Below are 15,317 nucleotides of genomic sequence, written 5' to 3'. Positions count from 1 at the left end.
TTGCCAGTGCATACCTGTTGCCTGGCAGCCGGCATCCCCATCCTTTGCGGCACTCCCCCCGCAAGAGATTGCCGCCATGATGTTCACCCCCCACCGCCTGGGCGCGTTGACGCTGCCCAACCGCATCGTGATGCCGCCGATGACCCGCTCGCGCGCCGCCGATGGCAACGTCGCCACCGCGGAAATGGCCGCCTACTATGCGCAACGCGCCAGCGCGGGCCTGATCGTCAGCGAAGGTACCCAGATCAGCCAGCAGGGCCAGGGCTATGCCTGGACCCCGGGCATCCACAGCGTCGAGCAGGTGCAGGGCTGGCGGCAGGTGACCGATGCGGTGCACGCCGCCGGTGGCCGCATCTACGCCCAGCTGTGGCACGTCGGCCGTGTTTCGCATGTGGCCCTGCAGCCCGATGGCGCGGCGCCGGTGTCTTCCTCGGCATTGCTCGCCGAAGGCGTGAAAGTGTTCGTCGACCCGACTGGGGCGGGTCCCGAAGCCGGTGTGGGCGAGATGATCCAGCACTCGATGCCGCGCGCGCTGCGCGAGGACGAGATTCCGGGCATCGTCGCCGATTACGCGCAGGCTGCGCGCAATGCGCTGGCCGCGAGATTTGATGGTGTGGAACTGCACGGCGCCAACGGCTACCTGATCAACCAGTTCATCGATTCGCAGGCCAACCAGCGCACCGATGCCTACGGCGGCTCACTGCAGAATCGCCTGCGCTTCCTGCGCGAGGTGGTGCAGGCGGTGGTCGAGGTTGCCGGTGGCGAGCGTGTGGGCGTGCGCCTGGCGCCGCTGACTACGCTGCAGGGGGCGGTGGACGATACGCCGCAGGCGACCTATCTGGCTGCCGCACACCTGCTCGGTGAGATGGGGGTGGGCTACCTGCACATTGCCGAGGCCGACTGGGACGATGCACCGCCGATGCCGGTGGCGTTCAAGCAGGCGCTGCGCATGGTCTACCCGGGCACGCTGATCTACGCCGGCAAGTACACCGCCGAGCGCGCCGAGCAGGCACTGGCCGAAGGCTGGGCTGACCTGATCGGCTTCGGCCGGCCGTTCATCGCCAACCCGGATCTGCCCGAGCGCCTGCGTACCGGTGCGGCGCTGAATCCGCCGGATCGCGCCACGTTCTTTGGCGGTGGTGCGGAGGGTTTCACTGATTACCCGGCGCTGGAAGAGAGCGTCGCTGCCTGATTCTGGAGGCTGCCGGCCAGCGGCCGGCACTACCAGTGGGCGAGGGGTAGTGCCGGCCGCTGGCCGGCATTTCAGTCAGGCGGCGAGGGGGGTAGTGCCGGCCGCTGGCCGGCATTTCAGTCAGGCGGCGAGGGGGGTAGTGCCGGCCGCTGGCCGGCATTTCAGTCAGGCGGCGAGGGGTAGTGCCGGCCGCTGGCCGGCATTCCACTGCCGGATCACGGCTTGTCGCGCACCAGCGCATCGGCCTCGACCACACCGCCATCCTTTCCATGCAGGTACAGGTGCATGTCCTGCTGCGGGTACGGAATGTTGATGCCGGCCTTGTCATAGCCCAGCTTCAGCTGCTCCAGCAGCGTGACCTTGGTGCCGAACCAGTCGGCCGACTTCACGTAGCAGCGGATGCCGAGGTTGATGGCGTGTGCGCCCAGTTCGTAGACGACCACGTCCGGTGCGGGGGTCTGCAGCACGCGTGGGTCGGCCTTCATCAGTGCCAGCGCGGTGTCGCGTGCCAGCTGGATGTTGTCTTCGTAGCCGATGCCGATCACCAGTTCGACGCGGCGCGTCGGCTCGGCGGTGAGGTTGATGATCGGCGCGGCGGTGATCAGCGTGTTCGGAATGGTGGTGTGCTGGTTGTCGGCGCCGGTAAGCACGGTCTGGAAGATGCGCACTTCGCGCACCGTGCCGGTCTGGCCGGCCACGGTGACCACATCGCCCACGCGGAACGGACGCAGCGTCACCAGCATCACGCCCGAAGCGATGTTGGACAGCGAGTCCTTCAATGCCAGACCGACCGCCAGGCCAGCGGTGCCGAGCACGGCCAGCAGCGGAGTGATCTTCACGCCGAGTGTGTCGATGGCCAGCAGCGCCACGATCACCAGTGAGGTGGCATAGACCACGTTGCGCAGGAAGCTTCCCAGCATCGGGTCCACACCCATGCGCGCAGTGGCGCGCGGCATTGCATTGGACAAGCGACGTGCCACCCACAGGCCCACCAGCAGCACCACGATCGCGGCCAGCAACGGCACGCCGTAGGTTTCCAGCAGGCGTTCCCAGTCGAGCGAGTGGAACCAGGGCGTTGCGGCGGGGGCGGCGGGTGCTGCTGCGGCGATCATGCGGAAGTCCTTTGCTGAGAAACGGTGTCTGCGTGGGGCAGGTGCACGCCAGAAACACGAAGCCCCGCAGAGGCGGGGCTTGCATGCAGCAGCAGTATCGGCCGACGCCGATGAACACGACGTCAGCCTGTAGCCATCACGGCATCAGCCGTTGGCCTTCAGCTTGGCCAGGCGCAGCCAGGTATCGACCACGGTGTCCGGGTTCAGCGACACCGACTCGATGCCTTCCTGCATCAGCCATTCGGCCAGATCCGGGTGATCGGACGGGCCCTGGCCGCAGATGCCGACGTACTTGCCCTTGGCACGCGCTGCCTTGATCGCCATCGACAGCAGCTTCTTCACTGCCGGGTTCCGCTCGTCGAACAGGTGCGCAACGATCGAAGAGTCGCGGTCCAGGCCCAGGCTCAGCTGGGTCAGGTCGTTGGAGCCGATCGAGAAGCCGTCGAAGATCTCCAGGAACTCATCGGCGAGCAGTGCGTTGGACGGCACTTCGCACATCATGATGATCTTCAGGCCGTTCTCGCCCTGCTTCAGGCCGTTCTGTTCCAGCACCTCGACGACCTTGCGGCCTTCTTCCAGGGTGCGCACGAACGGAATCATGACCCACAGGTTGTCCAGGCCCATTTCGTTGCGCACGCGCAGCACGGCCTTGCACTCCAGCGCGAAGGCGGCCGAGAAGCTCGGGTCGACGTAACGGCTGGCGCCGCGGAAGCCGATCATCGGGTTCTCTTCGTGCGGCTCGTAGTTGCTGCCGCCGATCAGGTTGGCGTACTCGTTGGACTTGAAGTCCGACAGGCGCACGATCACCGGGTTCGGTGCAACCGAGGCGGTGAGGGTGGCGATGCCTTCGGCCAGGCGGTCGACGTAGAAGCTGACCGGATCACCGTAGCCGGCGATCTTCTCATCGATCTTCTTCTTGGTCGCCGCGTCCTGGCGGTCGTATTCCAGCAGTGCGTTCGGGTGGATGCCGATGTGGCTGGCGATGATCATTTCCAGGCGGGCCAGGCCGATGCCGGCGTTCGGCAGCTGGCCGAAGTCGAAGGCACGTTCCGGGTTGGCCACGTTCATCATGATCTTCAGCGGGGCCGGCGGCATGTTGCCCAGATCGGTGGTGGTGCGCTCGAAGCCGAGCTTGCCTTCGTAGATGAAGCCGGTATCGCCTTCAGCGCAGCTGACGGTGACCAGCTGGCCATCTTCAATGACCTTGGTGGCGTTGCCCGAACCGACCACGGCGGGCACGCCCAGCTCGCGCGCGATGATCGCGGCGTGGCAGGTGCGGCCACCACGGTTGGTGACGATGGCCGAAGCGCGCTTCATCACCGGTTCCCAGTCCGGGTCGGTCATGTCGGCGATCAGCACGTCGCCCGGCTGCACGCGGTTCATGTCGTCCAGCGTCTTGACCACGCGGGCCACGCCCGAACCGATCTTGGCGCCCACGGCGCGGCCTTCGGCCAGCACGTTGCCGCCCTTTTCGGTCAGCGCGAAGCGCTCGATCTGGGTGGCGTGGCTGCGCGACTTCACCGTCTCCGGGCGCGCCTGCACGATGAACAGCTTGCCGCTGACACCGTCCTTGGCCCACTCAATGTCCATCGGGCGGCCGTAGTGCTTTTCGATGACCAGCGCCTGCTTGGACAGTTCCTGCACGTCCTCGTCGCTGATCGAGAAGGTGTTGCGCAGTTCGACCGGAGTGTCCTCGATCCTGACGCGCTCACCCGGGACATCCGAATACACCATGCGGATCGCCTTGCTGCCGAGCGAGCGGCGCAGGATCGCCGGCTTGCCGGCCTGCAGGGTGGGCTTGTAGACGTAGTACTCGTCCGGATTGACCGCACCCTGCACGACCATTTCGCCCAGGCCGAACGAAGAGGTGACGAACACCACGTCGCGGAAGCCGGACTCGGTGTCCAGGGTGAACAGCACGCCGGAGGAACCGACGCCCGAACGCACCATCAGCTGCACGCCGGCGGACAGGAACACGTCCTCATGCTTGAAGCCGTGGTGGACGCGGTAGGCGATGGCACGGTCGTTGTACAGCGAGGCGAACACTTCCTTGACCTTGTGCACGACATCGTCGGCACCGGTGACGTTGAGGAAGGTTTCCTGCTGGCCGGCGAAGGAGGCATCCGGCAGATCCTCGGCGGTGGCCGAGGAACGCACGGCCACGGCCACGTCGCCGCCGCCGTTGTCGGCGCTCAGCTTGGCGTAGGCGGTGCGGATGTCCTGGTCCAGCTGCGGCTGCAGCGGCGCATCGATCACCCAGCTGCGGATTTCCTTGCCGGCGGCGGTCAGCGCGTTGACGTCCTCGACGTCCAGCGTGGCCAGCTTGTCGAAGATGCGCTTGGACAGGTCGTTGTGCGCGATGAAGTCCTTGAAGGCTTCAGCGGTGGTGGCATAACCGCCCGGCACCGAAACGCCCAGACCGGCCAGGTTGCCGATCATCTCGCCCAGGGACGAATTCTTGCCGCCTACGCGGGCCAGATCGGCCAGACGCAGTTCGTGCAACCACAGGATGTTCTCGTTCAAGCGCGATGCTCCGTTTGGCCATCGCCCGAGGCGGGCTGAGTGGCCGCGTCCGTAGGAAGAAGCCGATATGATGCCGGGCAGACCACTGTCGGCACAAGCTTGTGCTGGCGGCCTTTTTAAGCTTCGTAGGGGGTAAAAGCGCGCATGTCGACCATCCGCCCGGTGTTCTACGTTTCCGATGGAACCGGTATCACCGCTGAAACCATTGGACATAGCCTGCTCACCCAGTTCTCCGGGTTCAGCTTCATTACCGACCGCATGTCGTTTGTCGACGACCCCGAAAAAGCGCGTGAAGCCTGTGCCCGGATCCAGGCGGCAGGGGAGCGGTACCAGGTCCGGCCGATCGTGGTGAACTCCTGCGTGGACCAGAGCCTGAGCCTGATCCTGGCCGACAGCGGGGCGCTGATGCTGGATGTGTTCGCGCCGTTCATCGAGCCGCTGGAGCGTGAACTGGCCAGCCCGCGCCTGGCCCGGGTCGGCCAGGCCCACGGCATGGTCGACTTCGACACCTACCACCGCCGCATCAACGCGATGAACTTCGCCCTGACCCACGATGACGGTATCGCGGTGAACTACGACGATGCCGACGTGATCCTGGTGGCGGTGTCGCGCGCCGGCAAGACGCCCACCTGCATCTACCTGGCCCTGCATTACGGCGTGCGTGCGGCCAACTACCCGCTGACCGACGAGGACCTGGAAAGCGATCGCCTGCCGCCACGCCTGCGCAATTACCGGCGCAAGCTGTTCGGCCTGACCATCGACCCGGACCGCCTGCAGCAGATCCGCCAGGAGCGCCGCCCGAACTCGCGCTACGCCAACCTGGAGACCTGCAAGCGCGAGGTGGCCGCGGCCGAGGTGATGTTCCAGATGGAGCGGATCCCGACGCTGAGCACCACCCATACCTCGATCGAGGAGATTTCCAGCAAGGTGCTGGCCACGCTGGGGCTGCAGCGCGAGCTGTATTGATCCGTGCGCCACGACCAACGGTCGTGGCCTACCTCCCGGGGCAATACCCCTCCTGCGCGGGGGCATCGACCCTCCTGCACGGTGGGTATCGACCCTCCTGCACGGTGGGTATCGACCGTTGGTCGATACCGAGCCCTTTGGTCGGGGTGATCCCGCCCCCACGTTGAAGCACCAACGTGTAGGATCGACCCATGGCCCGAGCCTTGCCCCGTACCGAACGCATTCCCCGCCTGAGCCGGTTGAGCTGGCTCATGGGCCTGTACGCGGAGAACTATCGCCATCTGGTGCGCCTGTTCGAACCGGCCGGACTGGTGGCGGGCAGCTACATCTCCTCGATCGGCGACGGCCTGGATGTCCGCCTGGACGTGATCGAGTGCCACCGCTACACGGTGGAGCTGCGGCTGACCTACGACCTGGCCGACCCGGTCACCGGCGAGCCCGATCCGTCGGCCTACGTGCGCCTGTACCGTGACGCGCGCCAGGCCGAAACCACCCATTGCTATGTCGGCCGCCGCTGGCAGGACACCATGGGCCTGTACCCGCCGCCGGCGGAACTGATCAGCCACCGCATGCGGATGAACACCTTCCTCGGCAAGTGGCTGGAATACCTGGCCGAGCGCGGCCATGGCGTCGCCACGCTGCGCCGTGACCCCGATGGCGCCGGTGCGCCTGCCGAGCGCCGCCTGTCGCTGGTGCGCTGATCGGCCATAATCCACGGCTGACCTGCCGCTGGATGCTGCCCATGCCGTACACCCCGATCGTCGCCACCCTGGGCTACGTGCTGTCGCCCGATCGTCGCCAGGTGCTGATGATCCACCGCAACACCCGGCCCGGTGACCACCACCTGGGCAAGTACAACGGGCTGGGCGGCAAGATCGAAGCGGACGAGGACGTGGCCGCCAGCATGCGCCGCGAGATCCAGGAAGAGGCCGGCATCGACTGCACGGAAATGCGCCTGCGCGGCACCATCAGCTGGCCGGGTTTCGGCAAGCACGGCGAGGACTGGCTGGGCTTCGTGTTCGTCATCGACAGTTTCGAAGGCACCCCGCACGGCGGCAACCATGAAGGCACGCTGGAGTGGGTGGACCTGGACAAGCTTGATGCGCTGCCGATGTGGGAGGGCGACCGCAACTTCCTGCCACTGGTGTTCGACGCCGACCCGCGCCCCTTCCACGGCGTGATGCCGTACCAGGACGGCCGCATGGTCAGCTGGTCCTACAGCCGGCTGTAAGCCGGCGAATCGGGAGGGGGGCGATCTTTCGAGTGGGGATCAACCTTCCAGGTGGGTGCCAACCTTGGTTGGCACGCTCTTCCGGTTCATTAATGTCCGGGCAATATTGACGAACGCAAATTACCCGGGCAATATTCGCGCATCACCTCCGATGCCATTGCCATGCCTGCGTCCCGACTCCCTCCCTTCAGTTGCTTCGACGGCCACCGGCTGGTCGCCTCCGGTACCCCGGAAGTGGCTGCGCTGGCGCTGAAGCAGCTGCGTGCCGGCAACGCTGCCGGTCCGCTGCTTGTGTTCGACAACGCTACCGGCCGCACCCGTGATTTCGATACGCGCGGCAGTGACGCAGAACTGCTGGCGCGGGTCGTCGAAGCCTTTCCCGCCGCCGTCGAGGCGGATGCCGACGTTACTGCCGAAGAGGCGCCGGCAACTCCGCGTGGCCGCGGCCGCCCCAAGCTGGGCGTGGTCGCACGCGAAGTGACCCTGCTGCCGCGCCACTGGGCGTGGCTGGCTGAGCAGCCCGGCGGGGCCTCGGTAGTGCTGCGCAAGCTGGTGGAGGCGGCCAGCCGTGCTGGTGCCGACAAGGACCGGCAGCGCCGCCACAGCGAGCGTGCCTATCACTTCCTGCAGACCGTCGCCGGAGACCTGCCGGGTTTCGAGGAAGCGATCCGTGTCCTGTTCGCGCACGACCGGGCGGGCCTGGAAATGGCGTTACGCAGCTGGCCCGAGGATGTGCGCAATCACGCCCTGCGCCTGGCCTTCGATGATTCTTCGGACCACGCAGACGGCTGAGCCACCGCGCCGCTACTGAGCGGCGGCGCCACCTGATCGCGGGCCACGGCCCGCTCCCCTGTGCTTGCTTTGCTGGCGGAAACGCCGGGCAGGGCAGCGCCTTGCCCAGAGAACCCCATGGACACCCCCGCACATCCCATCCCCCCGGTCGCGCCGCCCCTCTGGCGCACCTATCTGACCCTGCTCCTGCCGATGCTGCTGACCAACGCATTGCAGCTGGCTGCAGGCACGCTGGACAACGTCTACCTCGGCCATTTGCTGGGTACGCAGGCGGTGGCCGCCGCCGCTGCGTTCTTCCCTGTCTTCTTCCTGCTGCTGGCCCTGGTAATGGGTCTGGCCACCGGTGCGATGGTGCTGATCGGCCAGGCCTGGGGCGCGGGCCGGCCGCAACAGGCTCGCGCGGTCGCCGGGAGTGCGGTGGCACTGATTCTGCTGTTGTCAGTGCTTGTGATGGCGGTGGGCGGCGGTTTCGCGCCACAGCTGCTGGCGGCACTGGGCACGCCAGCGCCGATCCTCGGCGAATCCATCGTCTATGCCCGTGTTCTGCTGCTGGCGGCACCGGCGTTCTTCCTGCTGTGGCTGGCCACTGCGGTGAGCCGTGCGGTGGGCGATGCCAAAACGCCGCTGCATGCGCTGCTGCTGGCCACGGTGGTCGGCCTGCTGTGCACGCCGCTGCTGATCCTGGGCTGGGCCGGCCTGCCGCAGCTGGGCGCGGCCAGTGCGGCAGTCTCGGCGGCGCTCGCCTCGCTGCTGGCCCTGGCCTGGCTGATGTGGCGGTGGCAGCGCATGGGGCACCCGTTGGCCCCGGGGCATGAGTTGCTGCAAGCCATCCGCTTTGATGGAGCGCTGATCCGTTCGATGCTGCACATCGGCATACCGTCTTCGTTGCAGATGCTCAGCCTGGCCATTGCCGAAATCGTGCTGCTGGGCTGGATCAACCGCTATGGCTACACGGCCACGGCCGCCTACGGTGCGGTCAACCAGTTGATGAGCTGGGTGCAGCTGCCGGCGATGTCGCTGGGCATCACTGCCACCATCCTCGCGGCGCATGCGATGGGCGCGGGGCGTACGGCACGGCTGCCGGCCATCGCCCGCACCGGGGTGATGCTGGGTCTTGCGATGCTGACAGTCGTGGTGCTGCTGGTGATGGCGCTGGCGCCGTGGCTGACTGGTTTGATCCTGGCGGCCGCAGAGCCGCGCGAACTGGCCACGCAGCAGTTGCGCACGGTGGTGTGGGGCGTGCTGGCGATGGGAGGCAGTGCGGTGCTGGTCGGAGTGATGCGCGGCAGCGGCACGGTGCTGTTGCCGGCATTGCTGGGCATGGCTGCCGTGTTGCTGCTGGAGCTGCCGTTGGCGATGTGGCTGCAGTCCCGGCACGGTCTGGCCGGGCTGTGGTGGGCATGGCCGCTGGGGTTGCTGGCCATGCTGGTGATGCAGGTGTTCTGTTTCGCGCATTGGCGCCGCCGCGTGCAGGCCGGGTAGTGCCGGCCGCTGGCCGGCAATCCGCAATGGCCGGAGCAGCCGGCCAGCGGCCGGCTCTACCACTCGGACGGATCGCATCCGGCGCGGATGCGGGTGTTCTGTTTTGTTCGCTGGCGGCCGGGCGCAGGCAGGGTAGTGCCGGCCGCTGGCCGGCAATCCGCAATGGACGGAGCAGCCGGCCAGCGGCCGGCTCTACCACTCGGTCGGATCGAATCCGCCGCGGATGCAGGTGTTCTGTTTTGCTCGCTGGGGCCGGGTGCAGGCTGGGTAGTGCCGGCCGCTGGCCGGCAATCCGCAATGGCCGGAGCAGCCGGCCAGCGGCCGGCTCTACCACTCGGTCGGATCGCATCCGCCGCGGATGCAGGTGTTCTGTTTTGCTCGCTGGCGGCCGGATGCAGGCAGGGTAGTGCCGGCCGCTGGCCGGCAATCCGCAATGGCCGGAGCAGCCGGCAAGCGGCCGGCGCTACCACTCGGTCGGATCGCATCCGGCGCGGATGCAGGTGTTCTGTTTTGCTCGTTGGCGGCCGGGTGCAGGCCGGCTCTACCACTTCAGTGCCGCTGTGCCAGCAGCAGGTGGAAGTGCTTTTCTCGGGTCTGGCCGTCATTGCCGGCCGCGGATTCGCGGTGGCTGCGCCAGGCCGAGACGCGGAAGCCGGACACGCGCAGGGCCAGCTCCACCGCGTCCAGCTCATGCAGCTGGAAGTCGGCGGCGAATGGCAGGCTGCGCATGAAGCTGGCATCGCCGAAGGCCAGGCACAGGCGGCCGCCCCGGCGCAGCACCCGCGCCAGTTCGTCCAGCACCGGGGCCAGGTTCGGCCAGAAGTACAGGGTGTTGACCGCCAGCGCGGCATCCATCGCGGCATCGGCGACCGGCAGTGCATGGGCGTCGCCGTGTCGCATCGCCGCACGTTCGGCCACCCCGGCGTCGGCCAGCCGCTGGTTGCCGGCCTCGACCATGGCCGTGGACAGCTCGATGCCCAGATAGTGGCTGCCGGTGGCCTGCAGCATCAGTGGCGCGAAGGCCGCATTGCCCGGGCCGACCTCCAGGACCCGTTCGCCGGCACCGACGGCCAGCAGCCCGATTGCGGCCAGGTTGAGTGCGCCGTTGCTGTGGTTCATCGAGCCGGCCACCGCCAGCGCGGCCTCGCCGTGGGGCTGCCGCAGCTGTGCGGCCAGGGTGGGAGCATCCAGCATCATCATCGTCCGTTGCAGAGTTTCGGACGTGGCGGCGGCGGGTCCGCCGGTGACCATAGCGCCGACCCTGTGGCTTGGGAAGTAGGGAAACCCCGCTTCCGGGTGATGAGGAAATGTCCAGCGTCGCAGTCGGTGAGATCTGGTTGTCCACAGGGGGTGTGGATTACGCGTGGGCAACTTTGTGGATAAGCCGCGACAGGCGCCACCCCCCTAGGCTGTCAAGATGGGTGGCGAAAAATTCACCGCCGGTGAGGGCAGGTGAGGGAGCGGTGAAGGCGGGTCCTGCCAGTGCTGTCGCCAGCGGCGGCGCTCGCGGTAACCTGTGGGCCTTGATGCCCCGTGAGACCCCATGAAACGTCACTTCTCGATGCTGCGCGAATTCCAGCTGGCCGACTGGTTCACCCTGGCCAATGCTTTCTGCGGCACCGGTGCGGTCTTTGCCGCGATGCGCTTCCTGCAGGACGGCGAGCGTGGCTACCTGCTGTTCGGCATGGCGCTGATCCCGCTGGCCTTCATCTTCGACGCGCTCGACGGGCGCATCGCGCGCTGGCGCAAGTCCAGTTCCACCCTGGGCCGCGAGCTGGACTCGCTGTCCGACGTGATCTCCTTCGGCGTGGCGCCGGCGGCGCTGGCCTATGCCTGCGGCATGCAGGGCGGCTGGGACTGGCTGGTGCTGAGCTACTTCGTCTGCTGCGGTGTCAGCCGCCTGGCACGCTACAACGTCACTGCCGAGGCGCTGGCCGGCGACGAGGGCAAGGTCACGTATTTCGAGGGCACCCCGATCCCGACCAGCCTGGTGCTGGTGATCGTACTGGCGATTGCCGCCGGTACCGATGCCATCGGCCAGGACCTCTGGTTCGGCCAGTGGCAGATCGGCCCGTGGCAGCTGCACCCGATGGTGCTGTTGTTCGCCCTGTCCGGGTCGCTGATGATCAGCAAGACCCTGCGTATCCCCAAGCCATGAGCCAGCCCTGCGGAGGCCTGCGATGACCAGCTCGGCCCACGACGCCGGCAGCAGCGATTTCGAAACGCTGGCGCGGCAGTACTTCGGTGCCTGGGGCGATGCGCTGCGCCACGCGAGCACGCCCGGTGCACCGGCCGGCGGCGACCCCGGCAGCTGGCAACGGCTGTTCGACTGGTGGAGCCAGCTGTTGCCCGAACAGGGGCAGGGCGCGCCGGAAGATGCCGTGCGCCGTTTCCGCGAACAGGCCGGCGGCTGGTACGGCACCATGCAGGAAGTGGCCGCGCGCTTCGCCGGCCGCGATGCCAGCAGCGCCGAGGTGGCCCATGCCTGGCGCGAGGCGGTGCAGGGGCAGGGCGATGGCATGCTGCAGTGGATGCTGCAGGGCGCCCGTGGCAGCACCCACGCCGGCGCCACCGTGCCCGACTTCGCCGCATGGCTGCAGCAGTTCCAGCTGCAGGCGGGCCCGTGGCTGCAGAGCCCGGCGTTCGGCCCCGGCCGCGAGCACCAGGCGCGCTGGCAGGCGCTGCTGCGGGCGCAGGAGGAGTACCAGCAGCATTCGCGCGCCTACGTTGATCAGATCAGGCAGGCGTTGGACGAGGCCTTCGCGTTGTTCGAGCAGCGTCTGGCCGAGCACGAACAGCCCGGCAGCCAGTTGACCAGCGCCCGCGCGATGTTCGACCTGTGGATCGAAGTGGCCGAGGAGGCCTACGCCAAGGTCGCCATGTCCGAACCGTTCCAGCAGGTGTACGCCTCGCTGGGCAACGCGCAGATGCGCCTGCGCGCCGGCCTGCAGCGCGAGGTGGAACAGATGAGTGAGCGTATCGGCCTGCCGACCCGCAGCGAGATGGACGCCGCGCATCGCCGTATTGCCGAACTGGAGCGCAGCCTTCGCCGCCTGCAGGCACAGGTGGCGGTGCTGGCGGGGACCGCCGCGGTCGATCCGGTGTCGCAGCCGGCACCGGCGAAGGTGAAGCCGGCCGCGCGCAAAGCCGCGAAGAAGGCGGCGCCTGCAAAGAAGTCGCCTGCAAAGAAGGTGTCTGCGAAGAAGGTGTCTGCGAAGAAGGTGTCTGCGAAGAAGGCTGCGTCTCGCGCCTCCACTCGGGCGCGTGACCGATGAAAGGACCACTGGGCTTCAACGCCGATGACCTGATGCAGGAGACCCTGGCCATGCAGCGCAAGCTGATGGAAGGGCTGAAGCTGCTGCCGCAGGTGGAAGACGTGGACTATGGCGTGACCGCGCGCGAGGAAGTCTGGCGTGACGGCAAGGTGGTGCTGTACCGCTTCGTCGGCGAACAGGCACCGACCCGGCGCACGCCGCTGCTGATCGTCTACGCGCTGGTCAACCGGCCGTACATGGTCGACCTGCAGGCCGACCGTTCGCTGGTGCAGAAGCTGCTGGCGCTGGGCCAGGACGTGTACGTGCTGGACTGGGGCTACCCGGACAGGTCCGAACGCTTCCAGACCCTGGAGGACTACCTGCTGCGCTATATCGATGGTGCGGTGGACGCGCTGCGCACCCGCAGTGGCGGCCCGGTCGACCTGCTCGGCATCTGCCAGGGCGGGGTGTTCGCGCTGTGCTACGCCGCGCTGCGCCGGCAGAAGCTGGGCAAGCTGATCACCATGGTCACCCCGGTCGACTTCCAGACGGCTGACAACATGCTCTCGCATTGGGCGCGGCAGGTGGACGTGGACCTGCTGGTCGACACGCTGGGCAACATCCCGGCCGACCTGATGAATGCCAGTTACCTGATGCTCAAGCCATTCCGCCTGAACGTGCAGAAGTACGTCGGCCTGCTCGACATCCTCGATGACAAGGCCGCGCTGGAGGATTTCCTGCGCATGGAGAAGTGGATCTTCGATTCACCGGACCTGGCGGGCGAGGCGTTTCGCGATTTCATCAAGCAGTTCTACCAGGGCAATGGGCTGGTAAACGGCACGGTGCGGATCGGCGAGGAAGCGGTGGATCTGTCGCAGGTGACGCTGCCGGTGCTGAACATCTATGCCGAGCAGGACCATCTGGTGCCACCGGATGCCTCGCGCGCGATGCGCGGGCGTTTGGGCACGGACGACTACACCGAGTCCAGTTTCCGTGGTGGGCATATTGGTATCTACGTTTCCGGCCGCGCGCAGCGCGAAGTGCCGGCCACGATCGATGGCTGGTTGAAGGCGCGCGATCTGTAGAGTCGAGCCATGCTCGACTGACTTGGGGATGATGATGTACCGGATTTTGTTGATTCTTGCGGCACTGCTGACAGCACCACTTGCCCACGCCGCACCCAGTACGGATGCACGCCGGGAGATCGCCCAGCTGATCGCCAGCCTGGACGGCTCCCAGTGCCGTTTCCAGCGCAATGGCAGCTGGTACGACGGCAGCGACGCGCGCGCGCACCTGCAGCGCAAGTACGATTACCTGCTGAAAAAGGGCATGGTGGACAGCGCCGAGCAGTTCATCGAGCGCGCTGCCAGCCAGAGCAGCATGAGTGGCAAACCCTACCGCATCCAGTGTCCGGGGCAGCCTGAACAGACCGCAGCCGCCTGGTTCGGCGCACGCCTGCAGGCCCTGCGCCACCGCACGCCGTAGACATGGGGGCGGTGTAGAGTCGAGCCATGTTCGACTGCCTTGTCCATTTCCCGGAGCTGCCGCCATGAACACCACGCCCAAAACGCTGTCGCGTTCATTGAACGACCGCATGATTGCCGGCGTGATGGGCGGCATTGCCCATCGCTTCGGCTGGAATGCGACCCTGCTGCGGGTGATCTACGTGCTGGTTTCGCTGGCCTCCGCCGCCTTCCCTGGCATCCTGGTCTACCTGATCCTGTGGCTCCTGATCCCCAACGAGGCCGATTGAAGACTGGAGCAACGCCCTGGCCGATCTGGCTGCGCGCGCTGCAGGTGCTGGGCGCGGTGTGGACGTCACCCAATTCCCTGCTCGGCGTGATCGGCGGCCTGGCTGGCATGCTTGGCGGCGCGACATTGCGCTGGAGCGGGCGTGACTGCGCGCTGGTGTTCGACCACTGGCCGTGGGGGCCAGGCGGGGCGATCACTCTGGGGAACGTGATCCTGCATACCGGCCATGACCTGGGCATTTCCTGCCGCACCTATGCGCATCAGGCAGGGTGGGGCGTGGAGCCGCTGATCCGGCTGGATGATCACGAACGGGCGCACGTGTACCAGTACATGGTGCTGGGCCCGCTGTACCTGCCGGTGTACCTGCTGTGCGGCGGGGTGAGTGCGCGCAATCCGTTCGAACGGGCGGCCGATCATTTCGCCCGGTTCGGGCGTGGCTGGTGGCCGTAGTTTCCAGCCAACGGCGCAGCCCCTCGTGGGTGGTCGCGGAATGCGTTTCATGCGATTGGGCCAGGCGGGGTGGGTTCGCGGGACACGCCGTAAACCCGTCCCTGGGGGCTCGATGGCGCCATCCATGGCGCCAACGGTCCCGCGAACCCACCCCACCCGGCCCCTGACAGTTTCCGTGCGCGTCCAGCCACGGAGAAGAAATAGAACAGCAGAAGCGGGTCGCGCGCTGCGCTTGCTCGCGAGCGGGGCATGGCTTGGCTTGGCTCTACAGGAAGCAACAAATCAGCCGGCCAAGCTGTTTTTGCTTTTGATCTTCTTTTTTCTTTTCCGTGGGGGAGGCAGGCATCAGGAACCTGTCAGCGGCCGGGAGGGTGGGTGGGGCGGGGTGTCCGCGGCATGGATGCCGCGGCCAAGCCCCCAGGGTGAAGTGACCCCCGGGAGTTGGACGTCAGATCCAACCCCGAGGGATACATGAACAGATACGACGCACGTTTCAAACTGCAGGTCGCCAAAGAGGCCTGCAAGACCTCCACATCGGTCAAAGCCATTGCCCGTCGCCACGG

Annotated in this window: 16 protein-coding genes; 13 read left to right on the top strand and 3 right to left on the bottom strand. The window is 67.0% G+C overall.

The features are described 5' to 3' along the window. The first annotated feature begins 76 nt into the window (after positions 1-76). Positions 77-1,192 carry an alkene reductase gene (locus AC5P7E_RS00080; protein WP_197633379.1) on the top strand — a complete coding sequence of 372 codons (1,116 nt, stop codon included), beginning with the start codon at positions 77-79 and terminating at the stop codon, positions 1,190-1,192. Between the two features lie 215 nt (positions 1,193-1,407). Here AC5P7E_RS00080 and AC5P7E_RS00075 read toward each other — a convergent pair whose 3' ends face one another. After that, on the bottom strand, positions 1,408-2,304 hold the full coding sequence (locus AC5P7E_RS00075) for a mechanosensitive ion channel family protein (RefSeq protein ID WP_049395303.1): 897 nt from the start codon (positions 2,302-2,304) through the stop codon (positions 1,408-1,410). Between the two features lie 144 nt (positions 2,305-2,448). Next, complete coding sequence (ppsA, locus tag AC5P7E_RS00070) at positions 2,449-4,827, bottom strand: phosphoenolpyruvate synthase (protein WP_044570462.1); 2,379 nt, start codon at positions 4,825-4,827, stop codon at positions 2,449-2,451. Between the two features lie 144 nt (positions 4,828-4,971). Between ppsA and ppsR the strand changes: the two genes are divergently transcribed. From ppsR to AC5P7E_RS00045, 5 genes are all read left to right on the top strand, one after another. After that, entirely contained in the window at positions 4,972-5,793 is an 822-nt protein-coding gene (gene ppsR / locus AC5P7E_RS00065; protein WP_005410097.1) for a posphoenolpyruvate synthetase regulatory kinase/phosphorylase PpsR, read from the top strand. A gap of 191 nt (positions 5,794-5,984) precedes the next feature. After that, a complete protein-coding gene (locus tag AC5P7E_RS00060; RefSeq protein ID WP_033833151.1) occupies positions 5,985-6,494 on the top strand; it encodes a DUF1249 domain-containing protein in 510 nt (169 codons plus the stop codon). Between the two features lie 41 nt (positions 6,495-6,535). Beyond that, positions 6,536-7,024, top strand: coding sequence for an NUDIX hydrolase (locus tag AC5P7E_RS00055; RefSeq protein WP_024958438.1), 489 nt, complete (start codon positions 6,536-6,538; stop codon positions 7,022-7,024). 162 nt (positions 7,025-7,186) lie between these two features. Continuing rightward, positions 7,187-7,816, top strand: coding sequence for a DUF2239 family protein (locus tag AC5P7E_RS00050; RefSeq protein ID WP_033833148.1), 630 nt, complete (start codon positions 7,187-7,189; stop codon positions 7,814-7,816). 117 nt (positions 7,817-7,933) lie between these two features. After that, the gene (locus AC5P7E_RS00045; RefSeq protein WP_114619122.1) at positions 7,934-9,298 is read left to right on the top strand and encodes an MATE family efflux transporter; all 1,365 of its coding nucleotides are present in this window, start codon (positions 7,934-7,936) and stop codon (positions 9,296-9,298) included. A gap of 549 nt (positions 9,299-9,847) precedes the next feature. Here AC5P7E_RS00045 and AC5P7E_RS00040 read toward each other — a convergent pair. Further along, complete coding sequence (locus tag AC5P7E_RS00040) at positions 9,848-10,498, bottom strand: class I SAM-dependent methyltransferase (RefSeq protein WP_197596255.1); 651 nt, start codon at positions 10,496-10,498, stop codon at positions 9,848-9,850. Positions 10,499-10,841: 343 nt separating this feature from the next. Here AC5P7E_RS00040 and AC5P7E_RS00035 point away from each other — a divergent pair, with 343 nt between their 5' ends. The 7 genes from AC5P7E_RS00035 to AC5P7E_RS00005 form a co-directional block, all read left to right on the top strand. After that, a complete protein-coding gene (locus AC5P7E_RS00035) occupies positions 10,842-11,456 on the top strand; it encodes a CDP-alcohol phosphatidyltransferase family protein (protein WP_005410091.1) in 615 nt (204 codons plus the stop codon). A 22-nt stretch (positions 11,457-11,478) separates the two neighbouring features. Next, the gene (gene phaE, locus AC5P7E_RS00030) at positions 11,479-12,573 is read left to right on the top strand and encodes a class III poly(R)-hydroxyalkanoic acid synthase subunit PhaE (RefSeq protein WP_197596256.1); all 1,095 of its coding nucleotides are present in this window, start codon (positions 11,479-11,481) and stop codon (positions 12,571-12,573) included. Next, entirely contained in the window at positions 12,570-13,637 is a 1,068-nt protein-coding gene (gene phaC / locus AC5P7E_RS00025) for a class III poly(R)-hydroxyalkanoic acid synthase subunit PhaC (RefSeq protein WP_033833144.1), read from the top strand. The genes phaE and phaC overlap by 4 nt, the downstream gene beginning before the upstream one ends. Positions 13,638-13,668: 31 nt before the next feature. Beyond that, positions 13,669-14,037 carry a YfeK family protein gene (locus tag AC5P7E_RS00020; RefSeq protein WP_005413813.1) on the top strand — a complete coding sequence of 123 codons (369 nt, stop codon included), beginning with the start codon at positions 13,669-13,671 and terminating at the stop codon, positions 14,035-14,037. Between the two features lie 64 nt (positions 14,038-14,101). Then, entirely contained in the window at positions 14,102-14,305 is a 204-nt protein-coding gene (locus AC5P7E_RS00015) for a PspC domain-containing protein (protein WP_005410087.1), read from the top strand. Continuing rightward, a complete protein-coding gene (locus AC5P7E_RS00010; RefSeq protein ID WP_033833143.1) occupies positions 14,302-14,754 on the top strand; it encodes a hypothetical protein in 453 nt (150 codons plus the stop codon). The genes AC5P7E_RS00015 and AC5P7E_RS00010 overlap by 4 nt, the downstream gene beginning before the upstream one ends. Before the next feature lie 471 nt (positions 14,755-15,225). Next, on the top strand, positions 15,226-15,317 hold a 92-nt coding region (locus AC5P7E_RS00005; RefSeq protein ID WP_305099592.1), incomplete at its 3' end, for a transposase.

Source organism: Stenotrophomonas sp. YJH_SMC_25, assembly GCF_059369595.1.
The sequence above is the reverse complement of the archived record's forward strand: the minus strand, read 5'-3'. Positions and strand labels throughout refer to the sequence as shown.

What these genes read in the sequence shown, in the direction of transcription:
- AC5P7E_RS00080 (WP_197633379.1), top strand. Translation starts at nt 77, where the DNA reads ATGATGTTCACCCCCCACCGCCTGGGCGCGTTGACGCTGCCCAACCGC.
- AC5P7E_RS00075 (WP_049395303.1), bottom strand. Translation starts at nt 2,304, where the DNA reads ATGATCGCCGCAGCAGCACCCGCCGCCCCCGCCGCAACGCCCTGGTTC.
- ppsR (WP_005410097.1), top strand. Translation starts at nt 4,972, where the DNA reads ATGTCGACCATCCGCCCGGTGTTCTACGTTTCCGATGGAACCGGTATC.
- AC5P7E_RS00060 (WP_033833151.1), top strand. Translation starts at nt 5,985, where the DNA reads ATGGCCCGAGCCTTGCCCCGTACCGAACGCATTCCCCGCCTGAGCCGG.
- AC5P7E_RS00055 (WP_024958438.1), top strand. Translation starts at nt 6,536, where the DNA reads ATGCCGTACACCCCGATCGTCGCCACCCTGGGCTACGTGCTGTCGCCC.
- AC5P7E_RS00050 (WP_033833148.1), top strand. Translation starts at nt 7,187, where the DNA reads ATGCCTGCGTCCCGACTCCCTCCCTTCAGTTGCTTCGACGGCCACCGG.
- AC5P7E_RS00045 (WP_114619122.1), top strand. Translation starts at nt 7,934, where the DNA reads ATGGACACCCCCGCACATCCCATCCCCCCGGTCGCGCCGCCCCTCTGG.
- AC5P7E_RS00040 (WP_197596255.1), bottom strand. Translation starts at nt 10,498, where the DNA reads ATGATGATGCTGGATGCTCCCACCCTGGCCGCACAGCTGCGGCAGCCC.
- AC5P7E_RS00035 (WP_005410091.1), top strand. Translation starts at nt 10,842, where the DNA reads ATGAAACGTCACTTCTCGATGCTGCGCGAATTCCAGCTGGCCGACTGG.
- phaE (WP_197596256.1), top strand. Translation starts at nt 11,479, where the DNA reads ATGACCAGCTCGGCCCACGACGCCGGCAGCAGCGATTTCGAAACGCTG.
- phaC (WP_033833144.1), top strand. Translation starts at nt 12,570, where the DNA reads ATGAAAGGACCACTGGGCTTCAACGCCGATGACCTGATGCAGGAGACC.
- AC5P7E_RS00020 (WP_005413813.1), top strand. Translation starts at nt 13,669, where the DNA reads ATGATGTACCGGATTTTGTTGATTCTTGCGGCACTGCTGACAGCACCA.
- AC5P7E_RS00015 (WP_005410087.1), top strand. Translation starts at nt 14,102, where the DNA reads ATGAACACCACGCCCAAAACGCTGTCGCGTTCATTGAACGACCGCATG.